General features: G+C 61.4%; 24 protein-coding genes. 10 read left to right on the top strand and 14 right to left on the bottom strand.

Annotated elements, in window-relative coordinates; genetic code table 11:
* Positions 1-39: 39 nt before the first annotated feature.
* Genes JN302_RS03765 through JN302_RS03775 form a run of 3 tightly spaced genes read left to right on the top strand, consistent with a single transcriptional unit; the run spans position 40 to position 3,177 of the window.
* Positions 40-624 carry an ECF transporter S component gene (locus JN302_RS03765; protein WP_202331827.1) on the top strand — a complete coding sequence of 195 codons (585 nt, stop codon included), beginning with the start codon at positions 40-42 and terminating at the stop codon, positions 622-624.
* Positions 605-2,356 carry an ABC transporter ATP-binding protein gene (locus JN302_RS03770; RefSeq protein ID WP_202331829.1) on the top strand — a complete coding sequence of 584 codons (1,752 nt, stop codon included), beginning with the start codon at positions 605-607 and terminating at the stop codon, positions 2,354-2,356. The genes JN302_RS03765 and JN302_RS03770 overlap by 20 nt, the downstream gene beginning before the upstream one ends.
* On the top strand, positions 2,353-3,177 hold the full coding sequence (locus JN302_RS03775; protein ID WP_202331831.1) for an energy-coupling factor transporter transmembrane component T family protein: 825 nt from the start codon (positions 2,353-2,355) through the stop codon (positions 3,175-3,177). Before JN302_RS03770 ends, JN302_RS03775 begins: the two co-directional genes overlap by 4 nt.
* A 67-nt stretch (positions 3,178-3,244) precedes the next feature.
* On the opposite strand, the gene JN302_RS03780 is transcribed toward JN302_RS03775, so the two are convergent.
* From JN302_RS03780 to JN302_RS03815, 8 genes are all read right to left on the bottom strand, one after another.
* Positions 3,245-4,750, bottom strand: a complete 1,506-nt coding sequence (locus JN302_RS03780; protein WP_342215981.1) for a DUF3363 domain-containing protein — start codon at positions 4,748-4,750, stop codon at positions 3,245-3,247.
* Positions 4,751-5,618: 868 nt separating this feature from the next.
* Entirely contained in the window at positions 5,619-6,542 is a 924-nt protein-coding gene (locus JN302_RS03785) for a lytic transglycosylase domain-containing protein (RefSeq protein WP_202331833.1), read from the bottom strand.
* Between the two features lie 4 nt (positions 6,543-6,546).
* Positions 6,547-6,882, bottom strand: a complete 336-nt coding sequence (locus JN302_RS03790) for a DUF736 domain-containing protein (protein ID WP_202331835.1) — start codon at positions 6,880-6,882, stop codon at positions 6,547-6,549.
* Between the two features lie 67 nt (positions 6,883-6,949).
* Positions 6,950-7,495 (bottom strand): S26 family signal peptidase, encoded by a 546-nt coding sequence (locus JN302_RS03795; protein WP_202331837.1) that lies wholly within the window; start codon positions 7,493-7,495, stop codon positions 6,950-6,952.
* A complete protein-coding gene (locus JN302_RS03800) occupies positions 7,492-8,010 on the bottom strand; it encodes a DUF2840 domain-containing protein (protein ID WP_202331839.1) in 519 nt (172 codons plus the stop codon). Before JN302_RS03800 ends, JN302_RS03795 begins: the two co-directional genes overlap by 4 nt.
* Complete coding sequence (locus JN302_RS03805; protein ID WP_202331841.1) at positions 8,007-9,128, bottom strand: replication initiator protein A; 1,122 nt, start codon at positions 9,126-9,128, stop codon at positions 8,007-8,009. The genes JN302_RS03800 and JN302_RS03805 overlap by 4 nt, the downstream gene beginning before the upstream one ends.
* Complete coding sequence (locus tag JN302_RS03810; RefSeq protein ID WP_202331843.1) at positions 9,129-9,398, bottom strand: helix-turn-helix transcriptional regulator; 270 nt, start codon at positions 9,396-9,398, stop codon at positions 9,129-9,131.
* A 204-nt stretch (positions 9,399-9,602) separates the two neighbouring features.
* A complete protein-coding gene (locus JN302_RS03815) occupies positions 9,603-9,824 on the bottom strand; it encodes a helix-turn-helix domain-containing protein (RefSeq protein ID WP_202331844.1) in 222 nt (73 codons plus the stop codon).
* 135 nt (positions 9,825-9,959) lie between these two features.
* Here JN302_RS03815 and JN302_RS03820 point away from each other — a divergent pair, with 135 nt between their 5' ends.
* Positions 9,960-10,265: a DNA -binding domain-containing protein gene (locus JN302_RS03820; protein WP_202331846.1), complete on the top strand. Its 306-nt coding sequence runs from the start codon at positions 9,960-9,962 to the stop codon at positions 10,263-10,265.
* A gap of 2 nt (positions 10,266-10,267) precedes the next feature.
* On the opposite strand, the gene JN302_RS03825 is transcribed toward JN302_RS03820, so the two are convergent.
* The 4 genes from JN302_RS03825 to JN302_RS03840 form a co-directional block, all read right to left on the bottom strand.
* Positions 10,268-10,777, bottom strand: coding sequence for a DUF2285 domain-containing protein (locus JN302_RS03825; RefSeq protein WP_202331848.1), 510 nt, complete (start codon positions 10,775-10,777; stop codon positions 10,268-10,270).
* 70 nt (positions 10,778-10,847) lie between these two features.
* Positions 10,848-11,051 (bottom strand): transcriptional regulator domain-containing protein, encoded by a 204-nt coding sequence (locus JN302_RS03830; RefSeq protein WP_202331850.1) that lies wholly within the window; start codon positions 11,049-11,051, stop codon positions 10,848-10,850.
* Positions 11,052-11,360: 309 nt separating this feature from the next.
* Positions 11,361-12,203 carry a DUF932 domain-containing protein gene (locus tag JN302_RS03835; RefSeq protein ID WP_202334177.1) on the bottom strand — a complete coding sequence of 281 codons (843 nt, stop codon included), beginning with the start codon at positions 12,201-12,203 and terminating at the stop codon, positions 11,361-11,363.
* Between the two features lie 378 nt (positions 12,204-12,581).
* Complete coding sequence (locus JN302_RS03840; protein WP_202331852.1) at positions 12,582-12,899, bottom strand: DUF736 domain-containing protein; 318 nt, start codon at positions 12,897-12,899, stop codon at positions 12,582-12,584.
* Between the two features lie 890 nt (positions 12,900-13,789).
* Between JN302_RS03840 and JN302_RS03845 the strand changes: the two genes are divergently transcribed.
* Complete coding sequence (locus JN302_RS03845; RefSeq protein ID WP_202331854.1) at positions 13,790-14,677, top strand: hypothetical protein; 888 nt, start codon at positions 13,790-13,792, stop codon at positions 14,675-14,677.
* Between the two features lie 477 nt (positions 14,678-15,154).
* Entirely contained in the window at positions 15,155-16,396 is a 1,242-nt protein-coding gene (locus JN302_RS03850; RefSeq protein ID WP_202331856.1) for a hypothetical protein, read from the top strand.
* A 164-nt stretch (positions 16,397-16,560) separates the two neighbouring features.
* Here JN302_RS03850 and JN302_RS03855 read toward each other — a convergent pair whose 3' ends face one another.
* Positions 16,561-18,654 carry a ParB/RepB/Spo0J family partition protein gene (locus JN302_RS03855; protein ID WP_202331858.1) on the bottom strand — a complete coding sequence of 698 codons (2,094 nt, stop codon included), beginning with the start codon at positions 18,652-18,654 and terminating at the stop codon, positions 16,561-16,563.
* Positions 18,655-19,173: 519 nt separating this feature from the next.
* Between JN302_RS03855 and JN302_RS03860 the strand changes: the two genes are divergently transcribed.
* The 3 genes from JN302_RS03860 to JN302_RS03870 are packed head-to-tail and all read left to right on the top strand — an operon-like array spanning position 19,174 to position 22,020.
* Entirely contained in the window at positions 19,174-19,968 is a 795-nt protein-coding gene (locus JN302_RS03860) for a helix-turn-helix domain-containing protein (protein WP_202334178.1), read from the top strand.
* The gene (locus JN302_RS03865) at positions 19,943-21,478 is read left to right on the top strand and encodes a GNAT family N-acetyltransferase (protein WP_202331860.1); all 1,536 of its coding nucleotides are present in this window, start codon (positions 19,943-19,945) and stop codon (positions 21,476-21,478) included. The genes JN302_RS03860 and JN302_RS03865 overlap by 26 nt, the downstream gene beginning before the upstream one ends.
* Positions 21,475-22,020 (top strand): ATP-binding protein, encoded by a 546-nt coding sequence (locus JN302_RS03870; protein WP_202331862.1) that lies wholly within the window; start codon positions 21,475-21,477, stop codon positions 22,018-22,020. Before JN302_RS03865 ends, JN302_RS03870 begins: the two co-directional genes overlap by 4 nt.
* A 27-nt stretch (positions 22,021-22,047) precedes the next feature.
* Here JN302_RS03870 and JN302_RS03875 read toward each other — a convergent pair whose 3' ends face one another.
* Positions 22,048-22,848: an HNH endonuclease gene (locus JN302_RS03875; RefSeq protein ID WP_202331864.1), complete on the bottom strand. Its 801-nt coding sequence runs from the start codon at positions 22,846-22,848 to the stop codon at positions 22,048-22,050.
* A gap of 648 nt (positions 22,849-23,496) precedes the next feature.
* Here JN302_RS03875 and JN302_RS03880 point away from each other — a divergent pair.
* Entirely contained in the window at positions 23,497-25,404 is a 1,908-nt protein-coding gene (locus tag JN302_RS03880; RefSeq protein WP_202331866.1) for a hypothetical protein, read from the top strand.
* Positions 25,405-25,821: the final 417 nt, after the last annotated feature.

Here is a 25,821-nt window from a genome sequence, read left to right on the forward strand (position 1 = left end):
GGGACCAACGCGCTCGCCACGTTTCGACGGAACCAGCCTGTGTCTATTCCCGGCCAAAAACCTGTTGCTTCGCGCCGCCGGCGTTACAGCACACGAACGATCCTGATCGCGGCGGCCCTCGGTGCAGCGATCGGCATTATTCTGGTCCCGGTCAATCTTGCCCTTGTCGGCTTTACGACCGCCTTTCCGCCCGTCGCCTCCGCTTCGTTCGGTTTGTGGGGCATGGCCGCGTTGCTGCCGCTTGCCGTGCTCCGACGCGGCGGCTCGGGTGTGATCGGCGCGGCCGCTGCCGGTGTCGTGTTGATCGTGTCTCCAGGCGCCTTGCTGATGGTCGTTGTGATGGCGATGTGGGGTGCCGTCATGGAGATGCCATTCTTCGTGACCCGATACCGCTGGTTTGGCTGGATCATGTTCACCGCCGCAGGCGTGATCTCCGGCCTCATCTCCTGCGCCATCAGTATCTATACGTACAACCTGCCGAGTATGGACGGCGGTCTGGTCGCTTTGATCTGCACCGTCCAGATCGCCTCGTTTGTCGCGGGAAGCCTGTTGTCCCTCGTCGTCGCTCGTGCGCTGGCCCGAGCTGGCATTGCGGGAGGACTTCGTGGTGACGACAGCCGATAAGACGAACCCCGTCATCTCTCTGAAAGACGTCAGCATACGCTATGACACGAGCGACAGATGGATCGGCGATCAGATCGATCTCGACATCTATCCCGGTGAGACAGTTTTGCTGCTCGGTCCTTCCGGCTGCGGCAAGTCCACTGTCATGCTGGCCCTCGCGGGCCTCATTCCGAACAGCGTGGAAGCGGACCTACGCGGCCAGGTGCTATGCGCTGGCATCGATACCAAGCATATCGACGCCGGGCAGCTCGCTGCAAAGGTCGGGATCGTTTTCCAGGACCCGGATGCCCAGATCGTTACAGGCAGCTTGCTGGATGAGGTGTGCTTCGGGCTGGAAAATCTTCTCGTTCCGGTTGACGAGATCGAGACCCGTGCGCTCACCGCTCTTCGCAGGATGGGCTTAGCCAATAGCCGCGAGGAAGCGCTCCGCGCTCCCACCGAATTGTCCGGCGGCGGTCGGCAACGTCTTGCGATTGCCTGCGCGCTTGCTCTCGATCCGCCGGTGCTTGTGCTCGACGAACCGACCGCGAACCTTGATCCGGTCGCCTCGGCCGAGTTTTACGCTGCTCTCACAACCCTCAAGGACGCCTCGCGTGCGATTGTCCTGATCGAACACGAACTCGATGACGCTCTCCAACTGGCCGATCGTGTCGTCGTGCTCGACGGCAACGGCACCATTATTCACGATGGAACTCCTGCCGAAGTGCTCGGCATGCATGCGCGCGAGCTTTCTGAACGCGGAATATGGCTTCCGACCGCAACCCGCATCGGTCTCCGCCTGGGTCTTGACGCCGATCCCGAACGGGTACTGCCGCTGACAGTCAGCGAGCTTGCGCAGGCCCTCGATGCGGTCGAGGCGCCTGAGGGCACAATCGCGCCGACTACCGATCCGGGCAGATCGCACGATCAAGCGCTTGCTGAGCAAAATGTTGCGATCGACGTTCACGCCGCCGGTGTCAGGATCGGGGGCGTGAACGTGCTCCACGACGTTGATCTTCGGATAAGGTCCGGGGAGTTTCTTGCCATTGCCGGTGTCAACGGGGCTGGAAAGAGCACGCTCACTCGCGCGATCGCAGGTCTGGTTCCGCTCTCGTCCGGCTCGATCGTGCTTGCCGGCACCTCAATCGCCGAGTTGGATACTCGGCAGATCGGTGATCGTATCGGCTATGTCTTTCAGAATCCCGAGCATCAGTTCCTCGCACGCACCGTCCGCGATGAACTCGCTTACGGCCTGCGCGTCCGGCGCCGTTGCAAACACGAAATCGGCGATCGTGTTGATCGCATGCTCGGGCGTTTTGATCTGGCCCGCTATGCCGATGTGAATCCGTTTCTGCTTTCCCACGGAGAGAAGCGCCGCCTTTCCGTCGCAACTGCTCTAATTGCGGAGCCGACAATTCTCATCCTGGACGAACCGACCTTCGGGCAGGATCAAGCCCGTGCGCGCGAAATCGTAAGCATGATCTGCGAACTGAACGTCGCAGGCATCACCATAATAATGATCACACACGATCTGCAGCTCCTTGCCGACCATGCCCATCGCGTGGCCCTGCTCTCACAGGGGCATCTCCTCCAAGTGGGCGCGACAGGAGAAGTCCTTTGCGACGCTAGGCTGTTTGAGCGAGCAGGCCTCCGTCCCCCGCCGGTGCGCCGCACCGCGCTCGCACTCGCGGAAGAAAGACCTGAATGGCACTCGGTCTATCGCACCGGGCAGATTCGGGAAATCACACCATGAGCGACGGGCGCAATACCGCAACCCGCCGGAGTTGGCTGGCAACGATCAACCCGGTAGCCAAGTTCGCTGCCACGCTCCCGCCGCTCGCTCTACTCTCGTTCACCCGCGACATCGCCACGCCCGCTGTCGTGGCAGGGCTAGCGCTCGTCGCTATTGTCTCTGGTGTCCCGCTGCGGCTTCGCGCGTTGCTCGCCGGAGTCGTAGCGATACTGCTGGTCGGCACCTGGACGACCCTCGTCTTCGCTCTGCTCACCCGATCCGATCTCGTCAGGGACTCACCTATTATCATCGACGGGTGGATTACGTTGCGCGCCGCCGCCACGCATAATGGTGCATCAACCGCCGTGCGCTTGGCGGCGATGATGATGTTGGCGCTGCTTGGCTCCCTCGGCACCACGACCGACCAGCTCGCAAGCGCACTGGTCCACCAATGCCGCATTCCCTATCGCTTTGCATACGGTTCGATCGCCGCGATGCGATTCGCACCCCGTTACCGTCAGGAGCTCCTCACATTGCGTGCGGCTCAGCGGGCGCGCGGCATCATCGATCCTGCTGGTCCGGTCGGCTATTTGCGTCGCACCGGTCGATCGATCGTTCCGCTGCTCGCGGCCGGTGCCCGCTACGCGACACGTCTCTCCCTTGCCATGGATGCACGCGGGTTCGGTGCCTTCAGCTCTCGTAGCGATCGTAAACCGTCGGTGGTCCGCGCTCGCGACGTGATATTCGTCATGACGGTCTGGGCTGGCTTCGCGGCGATCTTCGTCACAACTGGGATGCTTGGACTTCTCTCCATAAGCGGAGATTTGCGCGATCCAGGATAAAGTATGATCGGGTTTGCCTGATCCCAAGAGCGGCCCTCGGCGGCTTCATCCGGCAACCGAAACATCGCTACAGAGCTAAGCCCCGTTGTCGGCCAATCTGCCACGACACCGATCCGCCCTGCACGATACCGCTCACCTCACGGCCAAGTTGGCGGTCGATGACCGGGCGCCACGGGACAAGGGTGAACTCGTGGCTCTGCTCGACGACGGCGAACTTGCCGCTCGATAGGTGGACGGTCCCGGTGAATCTGCCGCTGACGGTCTCGCCGTCGCTGGCGGCGCGGAACGGCAGGTTCTTCGTCGCAGCCATCTCGCCGCCGATGCGTTCGATCTCCCGCGCGCGCAGCGTGGCGAGGAGATTACGCCGATAAAGCGTGCCACCGTTCAGACCGAGCGTCGCGTCGCCACGGTCGATATGATGCTCGCGGCGGCGGTCGATCGCCTGGCGCACCTCAAAGCCGAAGCCGGTAGGCGCGAGGTCGGATGTTTCCGCCGTCATGAGCCGCCGGTCGAGCCAGGTCGCGCCGTCCGCGCCGATCTGCTGTTCGAGCCGGGCGGCCGAGAGGATGCGGATATTGGCCTGCTTGTTGCGGCCCACGTCATAGGCGGCGGCGCGGCTCTCGAAGTCGTCGGGGATGCGCCATTGGTCTGCGTCGATCCGCTCGACGATGCCGGCGCGGCGTAGCGCCTCCAGCCGGCGCACATGGGCGTCGACATAGCCGTCATAGTCGCCGCCCGGCACGCGGCCCTCGAACTTCGCCAGTTCGAGATGACGGCTCGGCCGATAGACGCCGCCTTCGGCGACTGTCACGATGGTGCGGTCGGACGGACGGCTCGCGGTGTCGGCGGGGCCGATCTCGACGACGCTGCCGATCCGTGCGTCCGCGATACGGCCGGCGTCAATGCCGGCGACATGGTGCGTGCGGCCGTCGATGCCATCGACCACGACGGTCAGGTTCTCGCCCAGCTCGTCGGTCAGATATTTGTCGATGACGCGGCCGATGATCGGGACTTCCGGCGCAGCGTCGTGAATCTGGAAGGTCATCGGATCGCGCTCCAGCCCGTCGGCCTTCAGCGCCTTGTGCATCGTGCGGATGATGTCGCCGCGCTCGCCCAGTTCGCGTAGCGCCGGTTCCATGCGCTCGCCCAATGCCCAGACGCCTGGCGCGTGCTCGGTGACGAGGCCCATCTTCTCCAGCTTGGCGAGGCGGCGCAGGCGTAGGGTCCGGTTGAACTGGCGCTTAGGATCGACGAGCTCATTGCGCAGGTCGAGGAAAAGGTCTGCGGCTTCCTCGGTCATAGCGCGGTCGATGCGGGTGAAACGCTCCTGATCGATTTCGGCCGAGAGCTTGCGGCTCTGCTCGATCTCGGTGACGGGGCCAAGCTCCAGCGTGGTCAACTCGCTCGCCCGCTCGCGGATGCCATTGGCGAGATAGTCGCCGTTGATGACGAGGTTTTCGCCCAGCTCATCCTTGCCGCGCACGATGACATGGACATGGGGATGGCCGGTGTTGTGGTGATTGACCGCGACCCAATCGAGCCGGGTGCAGAGATCGGTTTCGACCTGGGCCATGAGGTCGCGCGTATAGGCCGTGAGATCGGAAAGGTCCGCGCCGTCTTCGGGCGAGACGATGAACCGGAACTGGTGGCGATCGTCCGCGCCGCGCTCGACGAAGGCAACGCCGTCGGCGCGGTCCTCGGTCGCCGAATAGAGCTGGCCGCGCTCGCCATCGCGCGAGGTGCCGTCGCGCTGGATGTAGCGGAGATGGGCGGCGGATTTGCCGTTCTTCCCAGCGCCCTGGACGTAGCGGGTTTTGACGACGACGCGGCGCTGGCCGGGACTGCTGTGCTTCCACCCGCCCGACAGGGTGCGGGCGCGAACGAAGGCCGCGCCGCGTCCGCGCTTCAGGCCCGGCGCGCTCGTCCGCGACGCTTTGCCGCCCTTGGCGGTCGCCGAGGATCGAGAGCGCGATGGCGATGACGCGGATGACCGCGACGGGCTGTTGCTCTGCTGGCGGGCGATCTTCTTCGCCTGGGTGAGAAAGCTCTTGGCCTTGCCGAGCTTCGGCGTGTCGGCGCGGATGCGGCCGGGCTTCGGCCGGAAACGGAATTCGTCGTCGGCGCTCAAGCGCGCGCCTCCGGCCAAAAATGCGGAAAACCGTCCGATTTCGGGCTATGGTGCCGGTCGAAACCCTGCAAAGCCAAGGCTTTACGCCGACACGCGGCACGCGGGCTCCAGAAGGAAGGTGCCGGAAACGGCGTGCCAAAACAGTGTGCAGACAAAGGCTTGCCCTGAAACCGCCACCCCATGGTGCCGGTTTCCTTTATCTTGCCCTCCGCCTTTTCCAACCTTTCCGCCCTTCCGACCGGGAATGCAGCCAGGCGCGACCTTGCCCCACTGCACACCGGAGCAAGCGCAAGCGGACGGGGAAACGCCATCCTCATGGTGCTCTCCCATCGTCGGCGCGCGCCACGAACATGCTGCCGCCCTGCGGCTCCGCGCTGCGGCGCTCGCGCGACGGATCGGTGGAGCGAGCGTCGCCTGATGTGCCGATAGTATGCACCGGATCGGCGCTCCGCCTGTCGCTCGGACGCATGACGAAGAGCGATGCATCGCGCCAATCAGGCGGCGGTGCGGACTGCTTCTCCGGCGTCCCGGCTGCGACTGCCACGCCGAGCGCTGGTGCGAGGGCGGCGACATAGGCGCGGGTTTCGGCCGAGAGCGGACGGCCTGTCGCGCGATGCTCGTCATAGCGGCCGGGACCGGCATTGTAGGCGGCGAGCATCGCCGTCACATTGCCGTATCGGTCCCACATATCGCGCAGATAGGCGGTGCCTGCGAGGATGTTATCGCGCGGATCGTAAGGGTTGCGGCCGAGCCGATAGCGGACGCGCAGGCCCGCCCAGGTATCGGGCATGACCTGCATCAACCCGATCGCGCCGGCCGACGAGATCGCGCGCACGCCGCCCGCGCTCTCGGCGCGCAGCACGGCGCGAATCCAGTGTTCGGGAATGCCGAAGCGCTGCGACGCCTCCGCGATATGACCGCCATGCGGATCGGCGGCGACCGTACGCGCGACCGGCGTTGATTGCGCCAAGGTCGCCGCCGGTCCCGCGCCGAGCACAAGCCCGCAAGCGAGCAGGATAACGGCATAGCGCCGTGACGACCTTTCTCCGCCGAACCGCCAGCCTGCCAGCGTGCTCGCTGCGGTCAAGGGTGCGCGCGAAGCGCCGGCCGATGGCCGCCCTTGACCCACGCTGCGCACGCCGGCCGACTTGTGGTCGAGCGGGACGAAGGAATGAGACGGCTTTCCCGCGAACAAAGGAATAGAGGCTCTGAGCGCGATAATGACACAGGACCGCATGGCTTCAGTCCCGCTCTTCGCGCGGCTTCGGGCGCGTCCAGTGCAGCGACCATGACGAGCCTGCCTCGTCGTCGCGGAAGAGGTTGGCGCGGATCGGCTGCGGCAAGGCGGGGTCGTCGAGCAGGACGGAGAGATATTCGCCGGCCTTCTCGCCGGTGCGTTTCCACGCCGCGCCGATCTCCGGGCCATCGTCGGCTCCGTGATGGACGCGGTAGTCCGGCGCGTTCTCCGCGTCCGAATGTTCGGCGGGGACGATGGTGATCTCGCGGTAGAGCGTGAGGGTGTGAACGCGCCCGGTGAAGCCGGGTTCTTCGCGCGTGAATAGACCGATTTGTGGCATGACTGTCTCCATGCGGTGGTATTGGAAAAGCCATCGGCGGACACCGCTTCCGCCGATGGGGAAGCGGTCAGTGGGTCGGCGCGCGCCAGACGAAGCGGCCGTCGCCGTCCTCATCGGTCCAGAGCGGCAGCGCGCGACCGATGACAGAGCTTGCGGGGATGGGTCCGAAGTAGCGGCCGTCGAGGCTATCGGGGACGTCCCAATTCATGAGGAAGAGCTGGCCGGTGGCAATGACGTGGCAGCCCTGCCAAACGGGCAGAGCACGGCCGATCCGGTCGCGGTCGAGCGCATCGCCCATCTCCACGCCATCGACCGTGATGGCGCGGCCGGTGCGGCAAACCCGCTGGCCGGTAAGACCGACGACGCGTTTCAGGAGCGGCACGCCGCGCCCGACATAGCCGCGGTCGGTCATGAACCCGGCGAGCGGTTCCGGCGGCCTGATGGCGACAAGCTCAGGCACTTCGATCCGGTTGGCCGGCTCTATGGTGTAGAAGCCGACCGGCGCGCTCGCCGTGGCGTTCCAGACGAGTTTTGTCGGCATATCGGCCGCGCTCGTGGCGGCGATGCCGATGACGGCGAGCAACGTCACCGCGAGGATGCGGCGGCGGCTCATGGGTCGATCCTCCGGCGGCCGATCCATGCCGCATGGCGCTCGGGCGTGTAGGCGCTCGGCTCCAGACCGGCGGAAAGCCGGTTATGGACATGCCGCCAGTGATCGGGCGAAGCGTCTGCCGGATCGAGGCCGAGCGCTTCAACGGCGTCGATTGCGGCAAGCGCGCGCTGGACCTTGGGCCAGCCGTCGAGCCGCAAGAGGATGTCGCCGCCAGGCCGAACGAAGGGCAGCGTCTGGAACGGCTCGCCGCGGCGGATAGCGCGCAGGATGTCGATGCGCGAGACGATCGTGCCGTGCTCGCCGGCCGCCCAGCGGACGAAGGCGAAGATACTGTCGGGCGCGAAGCCGACGACGCTGCGGCGACGGTCGAGGATCTGCTCGTAGCTCTTGCGCCCGAACCTGATCCAGTGCTCGACCTTGCGTTTCTCGAAGGTCAGCTCGACCAGAGTGGTGAACGGTGCGGGTCCGTCCGTCAGCGGACGGCCATGCGCGCGATGGGAGGCCCCGTCGCTCATGACCGGCCTCCATGACGGTCATCGGCGGCGAGCATATCGCGCAGCACGTCGGCGATGGAACGAGCGGCACCACGCCTCGCGTGCGCGTGCGTCAAAGAAGAAGAGTTAGATTCTCTGTTAGACTCTAAGTTAGCAGTCGGATTCCGCTTTTCAGGCCATAGGCTTAGCTGCGGTCCTTGCGCCTGATGTGCCGATAGGGCTGCGCCCGATGTGCCGATACCCCGTGCGCCTGATGTGCCGATGGTATTCACACCCTTTTCAACAGGCACTGCGGCCAGAGTTTCGGGGCGGATGCGCAGCAACTCGCGGCCATGCTCCCGCTCGATCTCAAGGCGATAGCCGGGGAGAGGCTGGCGAGCTGCGATACGGCGCAGGTCGAGCGCGAAGTCGGAGACGCGGGCGAGACTGCCGGACTTCACATGGAGATGCGCGACCTCGAACAGCCAGCCGCGGCGCTGGTGGCCGGCGTGCTTGCGGGCGACACGATAGAGCCACCGTTCGATGCCGCCGGTTAGCCGGAAATAGGCCGGGTCGATGGCAAGGACGAGCGATCGATCGACGACGCTGTTGTAGAACCATTCGGGCAGGACGAATTCCATGCCCTCGACGCGGCCGGTGTGCGTCGTCATCTCCTCCCATTCGTTGATCCAGGAGAATTGCCGACGCCTCCAATGTGGGCCGTTGCGAATCGTGGTGGCGATGACAGTCGATTGCAGGCGCGCGAGCGCGGCCTTCAGTAGCACGTATTGGCGGTTGCCCGTTGGCCGCCCGATGGCACGCAGCAGGTGATAGGGCGTGAAACGGAAGAAGCGCGAGGTGCGAAGACCGTCATTCTCGGCCGCCACGATCTGCGAGGCGGCCCATATCAGCACGTCGGCGTCCCAGATGGTCGCCATGCCGTGTTCGGGCATGGCAAGCACCTGCACCTCGACATCGGCGGCCTTGTAGAGAATCGGCTTGCTGCGCGGCGTCTTTGCCAGCGAGAAGAAGGGCCGCTCCATCAAATCACGCTGGTCGCGCGGGGCGGCATCGCCGGTCGCGACCACGAAAGGGTTGAGATGGCTGCGCTCGCTCGCATCGGTCGGCTGCGCGGGTCTATGATCGTCGTCGCGCAGCATTCAGCGTTTGCCCCGCTCTTCGGGCGTCAGCGGACGCGCGGGGAAAACCGTGCCGGCCGTCGTCTCGCGGGTGGATTTGCGGCTGCCGGTCTCCGACCAGGATTCGAGGTCTTGGACGGTGTAGAGGACGCGGCCACCGATCTTGCGGTAAGTCGGGCCGGTGCCATAAGTTCGATGCTTCTCAAGAGTGCGGATGGAAATGCCGAGGAAGCGGGCGGCTTCCTGTGTGCGCAAGAGTCGTGGCGGCAGGCCCGCCAAGGGGTTGGCCATGGGATCACCTCTGGAGTTCGTCGTTGATGCGCGCCGCAGGCAAAGCGGCGGGCTACGGCGAACCATGGCGAGGGATCGGCGGCAGGTAGCGTGCCGCATTTGCGCTCATGCGCTGGCGGCACCCCTCCTGCTGTTGTGGCTGGGATTGTCGTTACGGTCGCTCGGCGGACCTAGCCAGCGACGTTCGGCCCTCTGATCGGCCTCCTATTTTGGCGCGCCGACCTTCTTCAGTAATTCGCCGGGCTCGATCTCAAGGGCATCAGCAATCTGGCCAAGGACGGTGACGCTGGCGGATACGTCGCCACGCTCGATCGCTCCGACATAGCGCATACTCAGGCCCGCCCGAGCGGCGAGTTCTTCTTGCGTCAGCTTCTTATCATGACGTGCCCGACGCAGATTCTTCGCCATGACCTCCTTGAGATCCATGATAAGAGGGGAACCAGCATAGGAACGATCATTATAGGAACGATCATTCCTATTCGTATCAAGCCATGCTATTCATCGGGTTGTCCTGAACTTGCTTCACTATGTCCGCGTTCCCGATGCAAAAGGGCAGAATTCATGCGTGAACGGCCTCAGCTTGATCCAGTTGTTGAAGATGAGGCTCCCAGCGGGCCAGATATCACGACCTATGACGAACAGCACTACGTCACCTATCTGCGACTATTGGATGCCAGCCGAGATGGCGCGGACTGGCAGGAGGTCGCGCGCATCGTCCTGCACCGCGATCCCATCGCTGAGGAAGCCCGTAGCCGCCGTTGCTGGGAAAGTCACCTTGCCCGCGCGCAATGGCTCTCAGGCTCAGGCTATCGGCGCATTCTGAAGCAAGCGGTCGCGCTAGCTGCGCGCGGTGGCAGGCAGACGTAGGTTTATCTGCCTACAGCCTTGATGGGATAGTGCAGGAGCAGCCGATAGCCGCCCCGCATCATCTTGATCCCGTGAGCGACGAGGCGACGGGCCTTGTTCTTGCGCGGGTCGCCCTCGAAATCCTCTTTAGTGCCGCTGAAACCAAGCAAGACTTCGGCGACGGTGCGGTAGCTTTCGCCACGCAAGCGCGCGTCGAGCGCACGCAGGGATAGAATGTGCCATTGCCGAAGCTGCTCCGGCAGCGCGCGAAAATCAGGACCGGGCGGTCGGCCTTTGAGGGAGCGCCAAAGCCTCCGGGCGGCGTGAGCCCGCAGGTCATAGAGGTCATCCATCGGCAGGACTGTTCCATAGAAAGTCGCGGCGTCAGGGACGGCGTGGGGCAACCAGAATTGATGCGCTACGCCCTCGACCAACCAGATGCCATGCCAGCCATCTGCGGCCTGGCGCAGATCGAGGCCGTCGAGATGCGCCAGCGTTATGATTGGCTCCGTTTCGCTGTCGTGATGCTGCACGGGAGAGAGCCATATGGCCTGCGGCTGAAGGCTTGGGCTCCAGAACAGGGATTGCCGATCCGATGGGGTTTCAGGATCGGTCGGAAAATCGCAGCCCCCAGCGTTGCATGAAGGCTTCCAACCGCCCCGGGTCTGGCTCGTGCGACGCGGTTATCGATTGAAACTCGCGACGATACTCGTCATCGCGGCGAAGATATTCCCAGGCGAAGCCGGCGGCGGGGATGCTCCTGGCAAATCTGTATGCCGCCGGAGAACGCCAGTCGATGCTCAGCATGGCGCTACCTCTCTACACCGGACACACGCAAGCAACGCCCGGATAGAGAACTTCAGGCATCGGTTGAAGCAACTGTAGCCGCGCTTTCGCGATAACTAGATCGGCTAACGCGATCAATTTCTTGGTTATTTTCTTCTTAACAGTGCCTACTTGTTTCTGCGAGACGGGCGTAGCCCGGCGAGCGCGGCCATGTTCTCAGGCACGGCCGCACCGCCGATCCGCAACGCCGGATCGGCGCGATTTTTTTCCGCCCCCGTGACCGCTGGAAGAGACAGGGCCGCCGGGCCGGCGGCCCTGTCGCGTTCGGGGTCAAAGCCCCTTCAAACGCTGCATACCCTCCGCCAGCGTCCAGAGCGCGCGATTGAGGTCGACATTCTGGTCGATGCCGTTGATGGCGCGGGTCTGGGTGCGACGAATGCGGCCGTCTGACGTCTGGCGGCGTCCCCGCAATCCGCCCCGGATGAGATTTTCCTGAATGACGTTGAACGTGCTCCAGACGCTTTGCCCCGCATCCTCGTGCCGCCGGGGCATGATGATCTGGTCCGGCTGAACCGGGCTCTCCTCTTCGCCGTAGCGGGCCACAAGGCTGGCCTCTGCCAAAACGCGCTGTTCGTCCCGCGAAAGCCGCGTTTCCTTCATGGTCTCGCTGGCGTCGATGAGGCGCGGGAAATCCTCGGCGACGGTATAGACGCCCTCGATGATCTGATCCTGAATGCCGCCCTTGTGGGGAACGCGGATTTCCTCGAAGCGCTCGCCCGCGATCATGCTGTTGGTGCAGACGAAACGCAGCATCCCGGCGAACATTTGATACGCGCTCGTCCCATCATGACTGTTCACGATGATGACTTCCGCCGCCTCCGGCTTGCCGATCCCGCCATCACGGCGCAGGCGCAGCATATGTTTGGCGTGGCCGTGGCGGCTCCCGTCACGCGGAACCGACTGCACGGCGAAGAACGGAAACCACCCCTCCCGGCGCAGCCCCTCCACGATGTCGATGGTGGGAACGTAGACGTAACGCTCCGAACGGCTGTCATGGGCCTCCCGGGCGAAGATGGACGGGACGTGCCGAAACAGGGCCTCATTGTCGAGCGGTTCGCGTCCGCTGATCTGGTGAGCATTGCTGCCGAACCGGGTGGCGAGTTGGTGATACATGGTCTTTCCTTCCGTGGGCTTGGGTTGGAGCGCAGCGCTGCGCTGCAACCCTGGCCGTCGCCGAGACCGGGGTAGAAAGGTGCAAGGGCGGCCGGGCCGCAGGGGGATCACCCGACCTGCACAGAACGGAGGAACGACGTGGAGGAAGGTTCGGGAGACCGGCCCGGCCGAGCGTCAGCGCTCCCTTGCGCCGCGCGAGGGCAGCGCCCTTAGCCAGGCTGCCGGCTGAAGCGCAGGCGCAAGCCGGAAAGAAGATCCGATCGGGATGCCGAAAATCAGAAAATCGAGATCCCTGATCCCGATCTCCCTGTTCCTTGAAGGCGTCGGGGATAAGCATAGAGAAGCCCCGCTCGCGGCGGGGCTTCTGGAAGGCGAGCCTCAGTCGCCGTTGCGACGAGACCAGATGAGGTTGTGGCCGCTGCCGTCTTCAGCTTCGACCAGGCTGGCGTAGATCGGGGCCGGGAAGCTCGGATCGTCCAGCTTGACGGAGAGGTATTCGCGGCTGCTGTCGCGGGCGGTCTTCTTCCAGGCCGCGCCGAACTCAGTCGCCCCAGCGAAGATGCGGAAGTCGGGGCCGCGCTCGCTTTCGCCTTCGGAGGGGACGAACTTGGCCTTGACGTTGAGGGTGAGGGTCTTAACCGCGCCGGTGAAGCCCGCGCCGTTTTCGTTCTTGGTGAAGGTGCCGATGGTCGCCATTGTCGTATTCCTTTTCCTGTCGGGCCGCTCCATTGCGACCTCGATGAGGGGCGTGAGACCGGGGACGATCGGCCCTGCACCCGAAGGGCTGAAACGAAGTGGAAGGCGGCCGGATTCGGCTTTTTTTCTTCGCGATGCAAAGCCGAAGGCGGCGGAAAAAAGCTGGCGATGGACGTTGCGGGAGACGAGCGAGGCGAAGCCGGTCCTCGGTCAGACCCATGCCAATCGAGATCGCGGATGGAGCGCCCGTTTCAGGAAATTAGGGAATACGGCAATGGCGGCCATCCCTCTGCCTCACCGCTCGAGAAGTGAAACGGCGTAGGTTTCACTGGTCATGCTCCGCCGCCTGATCTTCATCGTCACGGCCCGGCTCGCCTCCGGTGGGCGTAGTCGACGCTTGGCCGCGCTTTGCTCCCTCGCTGGATTGATCGCGTCTGGTGCTGCCGAGAGTCTGCCCGCGGGATGCAGCGTGAATGCCTTGGCTCGCCACGCCGATCCGGGTTTCCCGCGCTGATTTGCTGCCTGCCGTGTGATCGACCGGGCGGAGTTACCCTATCTCACTGGTGGCGATGCGATGGCGACTGAGGCCAGTCTTTCGGGAGCCTCACCTGTGCGGGGCGCTCGCGAAATGACCGCCGCCGCGCTCTTGCGTTATGGGTTTGAAGCCGAATGGCGGAAACGCGCCATAGGCGTGGTTCCGGCGCAGCCGAAAGCCCGGCCCGAAGGGCAACGCCAATGCTCCGTCCCAAGCTTTCCTCACCATAGGAAAGCAGCGCAGGTTCTGATTGCCGTCAGGAGAGCAGCCTTTGACTTATCTCTGGTAGAACAGCAGCGATGAGACACCTATGCTCGTCAACGTGACGATGCCAGATGATTGGTGGAATTGAACGATGGTAGATTATTTAGCGGACATATTGGATCAGGAGAGGCCGGCGCTTCTGATCGGCAACGGCATTAATCGGTACAACAGCAACGCAAGTTCTTCATGGGACGAACTTCTTGCCGTGCTCGCCCGAAAGCAAGGCCTCACACTCACCGAGAACGATGCCTCGGAAATGTCGAACACTGAATTCTTCGACATCCTTGACCTTGCTCGCCCGAAAGAGGATCGAAGCAACCTACAGGAAGAATTCTGTGATCTGATGGCCAAATGGTCACCCGCCGACCACCACGCAAAGATCGTAGGTTGGGCACAGCGACACCGGGCACCGATCATCACCGTCAATTTCGACGAGAATCTTTCCAAGGCGGTCGGGGCGCGGTTTTTTCGACGTGGCGAACATTTCACCCACTACTACCCTTGGAATTGCTACTTTTCAGATCGAGAGATCGGCAATCCACGGTCCAGCTTCGCGATCTGGCACGCGCATGGCATGGTGCGCTACAAGACAAGCATTCGCCTCGGTCTCACCCATTACATGGGCTCTGTCCAGCGAGCGCGCCCCTGGGTCTACAACCGCAGCGGCCTGCGCGCCAACGCCAAGATCAGCGAAAAGTCTTGGCTGGGCTCGGATACTTGGCTCGAAGTGCTCTTCTTCTGCCCGCTGGTTCTGATCGGCTTTGGTTTCGGCAAGGACGAGAATTTCCTTCGCTGGCTTTTTCTGGAACGTGCCCGCCTGCACAAGCTGAGACCCGACTGGACAGCGAAGACGTGGTTCGTAGGCGTTGGTTTGACAGGTCGGCAGCATCGACGTCCATTCCTTGAGGGACTAGGCATGGAAGTTGTGACTGTTCCTCAGTATATCGACATCTACGAAAATCCGGCTTGGCAACGGTAGTCTGGTCCGCATATCCGCGCAGCGGAGTGTCAGAGGCTCGCATTCCAAGGAGCCTCGATCCCGGTCGGGCTTCTCGCGAAATGGCACCGCCGAGCACCGCGTTAGCGGTTGAGGCCGAATGGCGGAAACGCGGCGCGGGCGTTGTACCGGCGCAGCCGAAAGCTCGGCCCAAAGGGCAACACCTTCGTTATCACTTTACGCGTCTCAACTTCTAAGCTGGGTGGAAACGGTAATTGACGAGTATAATCGCTGCTTTCGCCCATTTGGGGGTCGAAGATCGATAGAAATGACGAGCACCGCCTCGAGGTACTGCGCGGAACACGAGAAGTCGGAGATTGAGCAGTGTCCACTGCGCGTATGAACCCATACCGTTTTGAAATTCTGGCGATGTGGTCACGTGCCGTACCACAATTTGCTCCCACCGTTGAGTGCTCCGTGTGGGCGACAGACGATGAACGCCTACTTGGCGTCGTAATCATGGATCTGACGGACAGGGACTATAATTTCGTTATCCTCGCGCGTGATGAGCGTGGTCGCTTTCGGGCGGTGGACGTCGGCGAAACTTACTTTACCCGACGCATGGCAGACGTCGCCTTGGCGAAGCGCCTGCCAGAGATAAGCAATTTGGAGGATGCGGCGTTTGAGCAAGGAGACGTGGCCGGCCGGTCTCTTGATCTCTTTACACCGCTGGTGCCAGCCGATCGGCAGCATCCTGACTTTCTGACGCTCGCCAATGGGCCGGCATTCTCGGCCGCCCGCGAAGTGATCGCGGAAATGGCGAACGTTTTCGACGATCCCGACGGCAACTTCGTGAAAGATTTCCAAACGACGGGGTTCAATAGCCGATTGTGGGAACTGTATCTCTTTGCGGTGCTTGTGGAGGAAGGCTTTAAACTGGACAGACGTCATCCACAACCAGATTTCATCGCCTCGAAGGGTGCACAAACCATCGCCATTGAGGCGACAACCGTGAATCCAAGTGTTGGGGATGACGGGAAACCCGTGGACCCGCCGCGACCAGAAAGGCCCGAAGACTTGGCGGAACTTCTTCGGGACTACATGCCGATCAAATTTGGCAGCCCGCTGTTTCAGAAGCTGAAGAAGAAGGACTGGGAGCGAAACCATGTGAAAGGATTGCCGTATGCCATCGCAATAGCGGATTTCCATGGCCCGCAGACAATGACTTGGTCTAGCTCAGCACTCTCGTCCTACCTGTTTGGTTTGCAACTAGAATTCAGACCGACTCCCGACGGAGGCTTGTCGTGGTCCTATCTACCGATTGAGAAGCATACCCATAGAACGAAAAGTATTCCCTCGGGCTTTTTCGACCAACCTGATTCTGAGAACGTGGCGGCTGTGCTTTTCACAAACGCCGGCACTCTGCCGAAGTTCAACCGAATGGGCGCTCTGGCAGATTTTGGTCATCCTGACGTCCGACTAATCCGCCGAGGAACGGTACTCAACCCCGATCCACAATCCGCCGTGCCTTTCCAAGTCTCGATCGATATTGATGATCCAAGCTACCACGAGGGATGGGCAGACGAGTTACAAGTCTTTCATAACCCACATGCGCGCTACCCGCTGGATCGTCGCTTATTTCCAGCCGCCACGCATCATTTCTTGGAGGACGGCGAGATAAAGTCATATCGACACGCGCCAACGTGGCTCGGTTCTGTGACGCTGATCCTCATGCCAAGTGCGGACAAGGATAGCCATTAAACTTCCAAATCCTGATCTGACCCTTCGCCCATCTGCTTGCAGATACACTCTTCTACACTTTAGACAGTCGAGGTCATCCGGCCGCGCGGTGGAGCCGCGCGGCCGCGATTTTACTGATGGACTGGTGGAAAGCCGGGACCGCTCACGCGGCCCCGGCCTCTCTTTTATTCCGCTGCGACAGCGAAATGGTCATCGATCTGCGCTTCCGGCGCGGTCTCGGCGGCGGCGGTGGCGAAAGCATCGGACTGCTGTTCCGCAAGCCATGCGGGCCGTTCGGTGCGCAGCACGGGCGGGAGCCAGCCGATCCCAGCCAGAAGCTGTTCGGCGGCTTCGGCCATCTCCACCTTCTTCTTGTCCGCGATCCGCTCCGCCGCCTCGTTGCCGAGGGCTTCGCGCACGGCGGCGAGGATATGGGCCTTGGTGACGCGCCCGAAATAGCTCCGCACGGTCGGCGTCCAGTGCGCCGTCATGTCGAGCGTCACCGCCGTCGCCAGCTTGTCCGCCGTTTCATGGGCGCGGCGCTTGTTGCTTTCCCATGGCAGCTTCACCGCATTGACGGTGAGCGAGGCGCAATGCGCGAGCAAGGCCATGAGGCTCGCGTGGTCCAGACCTGCGGTGAAGCCCCAGAGGTCGACCACGTCGCGCGGCATGTCCGCCGCCCATCCGGCATGGCGATCCGCCAGCATCTTCGCCGCCGCTGTGTCCTCGATGCCGTCCGCGTGGGCCGCGAGGTAGTTGCTGGTCGGGCGGATTTCGAGGCAATGGGCCTCGCTGCCGCCGCGATAGAAGGTCTGCGCGGCCAGCGTGTGGATGACGGCGATGAGCGCCATATCGGGCTGCTCGCCGAGGGCGAGACGCAGGCCAAGGGTGCGATGCGCGGTCAGGTCGCGGATGAGCGAATCCGACAGCGGTTTTCCGTCATCCCCGGCTTCTTCTTCCGGTTCCGGCTCGCTCGCGGAAACGTCGCCGCCTTCGCCGTCCTGCTCGTCGCCGCCGATGATCTCGCCATCGCTGTTGACGCGCACCCCCTCGATGACGGTTTCGCCATCCTCGGCGGCTTCCGGTTCCGGGGCCTCGTCCTCGGCCCGGATGAAACCGCGTTCGATACGGGCTTCGCCGTTATGGGCCACCACGACGAAAACGCCACCGCGCGCGATCTCGTCGGGATCGTAGGCGTGGCGCATGGCGTCGATCCGCTCGATCTCGGCTTCAAGCTCCGCGAACCGGGCGTCCACTTCGAGCGGGAGATCAATATCGGCGTCCTCCCATTCCGCCGTCAGGCGCTCAAGCTCGTCCTGCACGGCGTCATAGTCAGCGGCGCTCGCTTCCGAAAGCTCCACCGAATGCGGATAGACGCGCCGCATCCCATGGGCGTGGGGGAAGTCGAGATAGGCGGCGGTCCATTTCCAGCCTTCGGCCTCCCGCACCTCGGCGGCGATCCGTTCCAGCTTCTCGATGGCGAGCCGGCCCAGAAGCGCGGGGTCTTCATAGAAGCCACCACGATCCTCGGTGAACAGGTCGCGGATGATGTTGCCGCCCGCTTCCGTATAGGCTTGCGCTCCGACGAAGATCGCGCAGCGGTCCGTCGACGCCACATTCATCTTGGTCAGGTCGCGCCGGATGTTCGACGGATCGCGGTTATAGGACAGGTTCTCATAGACGTGTTCCTGCCGCGCGTGATCGTCGGTGATGGCAAAGGCCATCAACTGATCCAAGGTCAGTTCGCCGTCGCGATAGACCTGCAACAGCTTGGGGCTGACCGCGCCGAGACGCATCCGCTGCTTCACCACATGGGCGGTCACGCCGAACCGGGCGGCAATTTCCTCCGCGCCCCATCCGCGATCTTCCGAAAGCTCGCGAAAGCGCTCGAACTCATCGGCGGGGTGAAGGTTCTCGCGGGTGACGTTCTCGTCAAGGCTGATCTCCGCAGCATCGTTCGCCATGTCGATGACGCAGCGGATGGGCTCGGTCTTCTTGATCTCCTTGCGCTTGACGCGCAGCATCTGCGCCTGCCTGCGGCCTTCGCCGATGCTGACGAGATAGAAGCCGGTCGGCTCGCCGCGTGCATCAAGCTCCGGCTCCACCACCAGATTTTGCAGGATGCCCTTGGCGGCGATGCTCGCCGCCTTCGCCTCGATAGACGCCTCGCTGTGCGGGGTCTTGCGGGCGTTCTTCGGGTGCTTCTTGAGCTTGTTGAGCGGGATGAAAACCGTTGCGCCATTTTCGACGGTCGGGGCGGTGTTTGCAGTCGTGATCATGGTCTTTCTCCTATGGGCTTGGGTTGGAGCGCAGCGCTGCGCTGCAACCCTGCCCGTCGGCGAGACCGGGGGGTGCAAGGTGCAAGGGCGACCGGGACGGAGGGGGATCACCCGGCCTGCACAAGCGGATCGAAGCGGTTAGCGAAAGCGAGAAACACGCATCCGCGCGGAAGGCTGGGGAGACCGTCCTGGTCGAGCGTCAGCGATCCCTTGCGCCGCGCCAGGGGGCGGCGCCCCCAAGCAACCGGCCCGGCCGGAGTGGATGGGTGGCCGGACATCAAGAGTAAATCCGAATTGTGGAGGCGGGTGTGTAATAGCCGAAAGTCCTGACATCGTGATCGATGCTGCTTATTGGGCGGATGCATGGACAGAAATACAATTAGTTCGGTCGCTCTCCGCAATCACATCATCAGCCAAAACTGTAGCTCAAGATAGCATGCAAATTTCTTGTCCCTGCCTCAATATTCCTTTAAGGGAATATTGAGGCAGGGGTGATTCGGAGAGCGACGGTGTGGAATGATGTCGGGTGAGCGCGAATTTGTTGACGCCGTCCGGGTTGGCGATGGCGACGCGGGACGCGTCGTGGGTCAATCTCTCAGGGCGTTGAGGCTGGCCTCGGGCTTTACCCAACTTGAGATGGCCAAGCGTTTGGGCGTTGGCCAAGCGGCGATCTCCAAGATCGAACAACGAGGCGATGTCCAGATCTCCTCGTTGCAGCGCTATGTCGAGGCTCTCGGTGCCAGCTTGCGCATCGATGCAGCATTTCCAGTTCATTCGGAGTTCGGAGTACGGATCCAGGCCGAGCTTGGCGGAGCCGTTGCCGACGACGATCAGTATGTCCTTCCGATTTTTGGCGATCGCGACGATGCCCGCCCTGCAATGAGGGACATCGTTATCAGCATAAAGCCGAACTATTCGGGCAAGATATTTGATGGCGTTAAGACCATCGAGCTGAGAAGGCGTTTCCCGTTGTCGGTAGCTCCCGGCGCTACTGCCTATATTTATTCTACGTCGCCAGAAATGGCTTTGGTGGGCGCTATTAAAATTGAGAACGTTGAACGCCTTGAACTCTCTGTCCTTTGGAAAAGGCACGGCCGATCTGCATCGATCAAGAAAGCCGATTTTGACGAGTACTTTAGTGGCCTGGAGGAAGGCTTTGCACTAAGACTGTCGACGCCGCGCCGATTTACGAGGCCGCTGACCTTGTCTGAATTGAAGGAGCGATTTGGATTTAAGGCTCCGCAGTCTTTCCTCTACGCGAAGCCCGACCTTCAAAAGGCGCTCCGGAATGAGCACACAAACATATCTGATTGATACAAATGTAATTATTCATCTGGAAGACAATAAAACCGTAGAGCCGGCCTTTTCCGGACTTACAAGCCTCGCCGCCAAGCACAAGGTCGATATTTTCGTGCACGAGGCGGCGCGCGATGATGTTGGCCGCGACAAGGATACCGCCCGCCGAGCGATATCTCTGAGTAAACTCGGCAAATTTCAAACCCTGTCAAAAGTCCGCGGCTTGACCGCCGCAGAGCTTTTGAACGCGTTCGGGCCTCTTCCGAAACACAACGACATAGTCGACGCGACCCTGCTGCATGCTCTTCACATCGGCGCCGTGGACTTTCTTGTCAGCCAGGACAGAGGCCTCCACGAGCGGGCCAGGCGCCATTCTCCAGAACTCGGTCGCCGGGTGCTCTATGTAGCAGACGCTGTTCAGCTCCTTCGAACGACCTATGAGCCGATCGAAGCGCCGGTGCGTTTCATAGATGAGGTCGTCGCTCACGCGATACCTCTGACGGACACTATCTTTGACAGTCTCCGCGAGGACTATCCCGGTTTCGATAAATGGTGGACGGAAAAATGCGTAAAGCAGCGGCGCCTCTGCTGGATCATCGAAGACGACGGAATTGCCGGCCTTCTCGTCAGAAAAGATGAGACGGGCTCGGACACCGACGCCACGGAAAAAGCCAACAAGATACTGAAGATCTGCACGTTCAAGGTTCGGCCGGAAAGACGCGGCCTTAAGCTCGGTGAGCTGCTTTTGAAGAAGGTCTTCTGGTTCGCTCAAAAGAACAAATATGACCTCGTCTATGTCACCACATACGAGGGACAGACCTCCCTCATTGATCTTCTTGAGTATTTCGGGTTCACCCATACTGCGACAAAAGAGGACGATGAGAGGATCTATGAAAAACGTATGGGCACGCGCGCACCCACGCCGACAGATGGCGACAATCACTTTGATGTCCATCGGCTGAATTATCCGCGCTTCGCCATCGTGCCGGACACCGCAGCGTTCGGTATCCCGATCAAAGAGGGCTACCACGATATCCTCTATCCGGATCTCAAGCAGCAGAACCAGTTGGATCTCTTCGGAGCGCTTGGGTTGGGAGGAGGTCCGCGGCGACCGGGCAACACAATTCGAAAGGTGTATCTGTGCCGGGCACCATCCAATTTGGGCCCGCCAGGTTCAATCCTGTTCTTCTATAAGGGCAAATCGTCGTCTTCACCGTCGCAGGCCATGTCGGCAATCGGAATACTCGAGGACATTCGTTTTGCGCGATCCACCCGGGAGCTGCTCCAGATGACAGGTGGAAGATCGGTGTATAGTGAAAAGGACCTTGAGGGCTGGCAGGCATCTGCCGAATCGCCCGTCAAAGTCATCAACTATCTGCTTGCCGCCTATATTGATCCGGCTATCGGGCTGAAGCAGCTCCAAGAGAGCAAGGTTATTGCGGAGCATCCGCCTCAATCGATCTTTCGCATACCGCGTCCTCGTCTGGATGACCTGCTTTCGCAGATCGACCTTGGATTTCAAGCATGAGCAGGCGGAAGGTTATTGCCTTGGCGGGTTTGTCAGGCGTCGGGAAATCGACACTTCTCGACAATGCACGACGAACGCTTGTTTTCGAGCACTTGCAGGCCAGCGATCTCATTAAGGCGGAGAAGCAGGAGCGCCAAGGTAAGCCTGTCGCCCGTGATCTTCTGCGCGAGGGAAATATCGACGACAACCAAGCCCTTCTGATATCCGGCTTCATGAGGCGCGCGCCGGAAGAAGGATTGATCGTTCTCGACGGTCACACCATCATAGACACCCCTGATGGCCTGGTGGAAATTTCGCCTTCGGTTTTTTCGGCGATCGATGTTTCCCGCTTCGTTGTCCTGGTCGATGACGTTGAAAAGATCGCGTTGCGACGTTTATCGGATACACGGAGAACGAGACCCGTCCGATCACACGAGGAGCTCGCTGAACATCAGGAACGGTCCGTATTTGCGGCCTATCGTGCGGCGCTCGCCCTCAGTGTCCCTCTGTTCGTTGTCCCCTTGAACGAACATCCGGATATCGCAATGTTTCTCGATCGATAGTTCGGTCCCCCAACGGAGGTGCCGTTGCTATTTGGGCATCGCGGCAAGGCCGCCATGCCTGTCGGTGTACAGTGGACTAAGGCCGCCGGTCTGCTCAAGCCAACGCCGATAGCCGGAAATTTCGGGTCCTCCCAGGTTGATCGCAAACTCCACCCCGAATATCGCTAGGACAAAGAACCACTCGCTTTGATCAGTCACAAGAAAATCGAACTCGTGGACGATCTGTTCTGCATTGCCTTCGGGCCCGAATGTCTTTCCGTCTTGATGATAAATGGTCCTGATGTGAATGGGCCATGGGCTGACATAACCCCTCCTGGCATGATCGCGCAGGACATCAAGCTGAGCCTCGTCACAAAGGTAGGCAACACCTTCGGGAAACTCGACAAGACGCAAGGCCATCGCTTCCAGCGCGATCTTCGCTAGGAATCGCGAGACAATTGGCGTATCGGGGAGTTCTCCGGCCAGCGGAAACAGCATCGTTCCTTCCTTAGCCTGGAGAACCCTCGCGAGATCCGGCTCGGAAACCTGAACCGACGTGAAATCATACTTCGGATATCGTGTAAGAAGCGCCGGTATATCCGGTGTTATCAATCCGCTTATGGATGGGATATTGCCGCGCTTGCTTTCAAGATCCTGTTGGAAACGCAACTGCCGAACGGCTGGCAGATCCAGAAACGGCTTTTCGACCTTTCTGGAAAAGTAGTTATTGCAGCCGTCGCATACGATGCCTCTCGGTAAAACATGCCGCTTGTTCCCCAATGATTCAGGAATGACATGCTCGACGCTTTTCGAGGAAGCGGACGGATTCTTGCAGAAAATGCAACGCACAAAATTTCCCCAAGCAACGAGTTAATTAAATCCAATACGCGACATAGGAATATAGATGATTTTAATGAGCAACGTGAGTGTCACAAGCCACGCGCATCTCCGGTGCGGTTCATAGCACCGACCGAGCGCGCCGACACTCATGCTGTCCAGAGTAACTTTCTAGCTGTCTGACATCGGCCATCCGCTCACTCTTCGAGAAGGTCGAGCATCCCGTCTCTCCCAAATCCCATCGTGGTGGAGCAGTATTCAGTGCAGGGAATCAGTTGACAGTGCATAATTGCTGCTGATCGCTGACTAACAACCGGGGGCGCCGTGGCTTCAAAAGGTTCGAAAAGAAAAAGCTTTTCTCGGGAGCAGGATGTACAGGACTGGCTAGAATCGATCGTCGCGACGGATATGCTGAGCGAGGTGATCGACGGGGCCGACGGCATCGAAAGTGCGCTTCGCTGGACCGAGTCCGACGAGTTCTGGCCGACCTTTCCGATCGACTATCTGACCCGCGTGGGCAATCTGCGCGCGGCACAGCGAGTGCTGGGATCGCTCCACTCGCTCGAACTCGTCAGCAAGAGCAATCGCAGCATCTCCCAGGAAAAGAGGGAGTCTCTCTTCGTCGATCTGCTCTATTGCACGCGAGCGACGTCGCAGTTCGTGCTGTTCGAAATCAAGAACCAGAAGGCGACCACACGCGAAGCCGTGTCCGAACTCATGGCCTATGAGCACGAGGCGCTGAACCACACACCCTTCTCGAGTGCGAACGACATCATGATGGTCGTTGTCTCGCGCGATTTTCCGCCACTGCTCGAACATGCGGTGACCGGCCTCAATACATGGTCGCGGCGCCGAGTGCTGTGCCTGCGATTTGATGATAGCGGCGACAACCCGCGACTCGCCGTTCACATCCCCAAGGCTTGGAGCGCGATCGGCCAGAAGGGTTTGCCGTCGTCAGGAATGGTGACCGCTGCGATCTCATTCGAGCCGAGGAAGGACCTCGATGAGGGAGAGGTTCATGACATCTGCTCGACGGCAGTCGCCCTCATGGTGCGCGAGGCCGAACGGACAGGCGGATCGGGCTTCGCGATGGTGGTGCATAACCTGCTCTATCCGGGCATGGCCCAAGGCCCGTTCCTCCTGCTGGTGGGCGCGGTCAATCCGTTCTGCTTTCTACGTGTCGCGGAGGAAGGCGGCTTTGTCGACAGGGCAAATTCACCGATCGCCGACTATGTGCTGAGCGACGAGCGCAAACACGATCTTGCGATGTCCTGGGACTGGCTATCTTGCGACGGCGGCGCAGCGACCGAATATCTAAAGGGATATGGCCGCGCGACCTGGGAGTCCTTTTCGACATGGCGCGAGATCCGGGATGTTCGGCGGTGGCGCGCCCCCAGCATCACCATGGATCGCCACCTCACGCCCGTTTCGGTCGATTTCTGGGGCGTGCTCGGCGACTTTGCGCGCGATCTGGTCCGTCACGTTGATCGCATGCGAAACTTCATGCCGGGCTTCGCGCGGCCCGGGATGGACTGGCGCCACCCCAAGTTCGGCGTCGCCATTCTCGATGAGATCGCGCTCGAAAGTCCGATCGACGGTGGTCAATGGACGTTTTCCGCGATCTTCGCGCTCGGCATCCGGATGGGACGGCTGAACGCGTTCGGCGCGCAATTTGCCGAGGCTGATGACGACCAGCGGCGAAAGCTCTTGGCGGCCGTTTTCTGGGCTGAAGCCGACGTTTTCGGCATGCTCCACGAGATCAGCCTTCGCTATATCTCGGCCAAGGAAATCGTCGAGCCACCGCCCAGCTTATCGGTCGGTCGTTACGAGAGCGGCAGCGAAGTGTCGGCGAGTTTCTCGGCGTTCGCGCAGTGGTTCGTCGACCATTTCATCGGCACCGACGAAGCGTTTCTGGTCGAGGCGTTCATCACCGGCCTCAGGATTTATGCTGTCTTCGATCCGCAGTTCGACGTCTTCGGCGAAAATGCCGATGTCGCGGCCAGTCGTGAAGAGGCGACAGGGCGCGCCCGTCATTGGCTCAAATGGTCGGTCGTGTCCGCTCTGGGCGACGGACGGGATGCACGCGCTGCCGCCCTGGCGATCAAGGCGAGTTTCGGCGATCGCATCCCGCTGGCGAAGGGCAAGGACGAGGCCTTCGAGGCAATTGATGGCTTTGGCTCGGACCTGCTGATTGACAAGCTGTTCCTTGAAATTCCTCGAATCATGGATAGCTGGCATCCGCAACTCGCGCACACGCTCGCGCCGATGGCATTGGTCGACCATGATTGGGACTGGTACCAAGAGCAGATCCTCGCCGCCCGGGCGCGAGGCGAGAAGAATCCATGCATCTTTCTCGGTGCCGGCGGCCAGTTGGGCATCGGCCGCATTCCAGACGAGCACTTGGCGCCGCATGTCGAGGATTGGCAAACCCATGTGCTGTTCGTGGACAATGAAGCCGGGTTCGAGATAACTCTGGTTGTTAGCTGGGCCAGCCTCCGCGCCGGCAACGCACCTGGCATGCGGCTGCGGGATGGATCGCCTGCGTTCGTTGGAGATAGTGACGAATGAACTACGGCGGTCAGCGAAAACACCTTCCCGCGTCGACATCTTCGTAAGCCCGTTCCATCTGGGGCGAGTTCGTCTTCAATCTCGGCATCGGCGGGCGGTGTTCTCGTCGATGGTCCCGATGCGCACGACGCCTCACGCGGGCAGTTTTCGGACATGCTGCGGATGCTGGAGACAAATCGTCTTAAGGATTTTCACTTCACCTTGGAGGATGAAGCCGACGGCTCTTGGCCAGTCTACAGTTGGGGAATGTCGGCAACGAGCGCCACAGGAGGGCATTAGAGGGCTATAGCGTAGACTTCTCATCATCGCCCGGTGCGGCGCGCCAAATATCGCCGATTACCGCACAAATTGAAGTATTTTATCTTTTATATTCAGTTAGATAGTGTTCGGCCGCGCCGTTGAAGATGTAGTTCACGT

The organism is Mesorhizobium sp. L-8-3 (assembly GCF_016756615.1).
In the GTDB taxonomy this organism is placed as follows: domain Bacteria; phylum Pseudomonadota; class Alphaproteobacteria; order Rhizobiales; family Rhizobiaceae.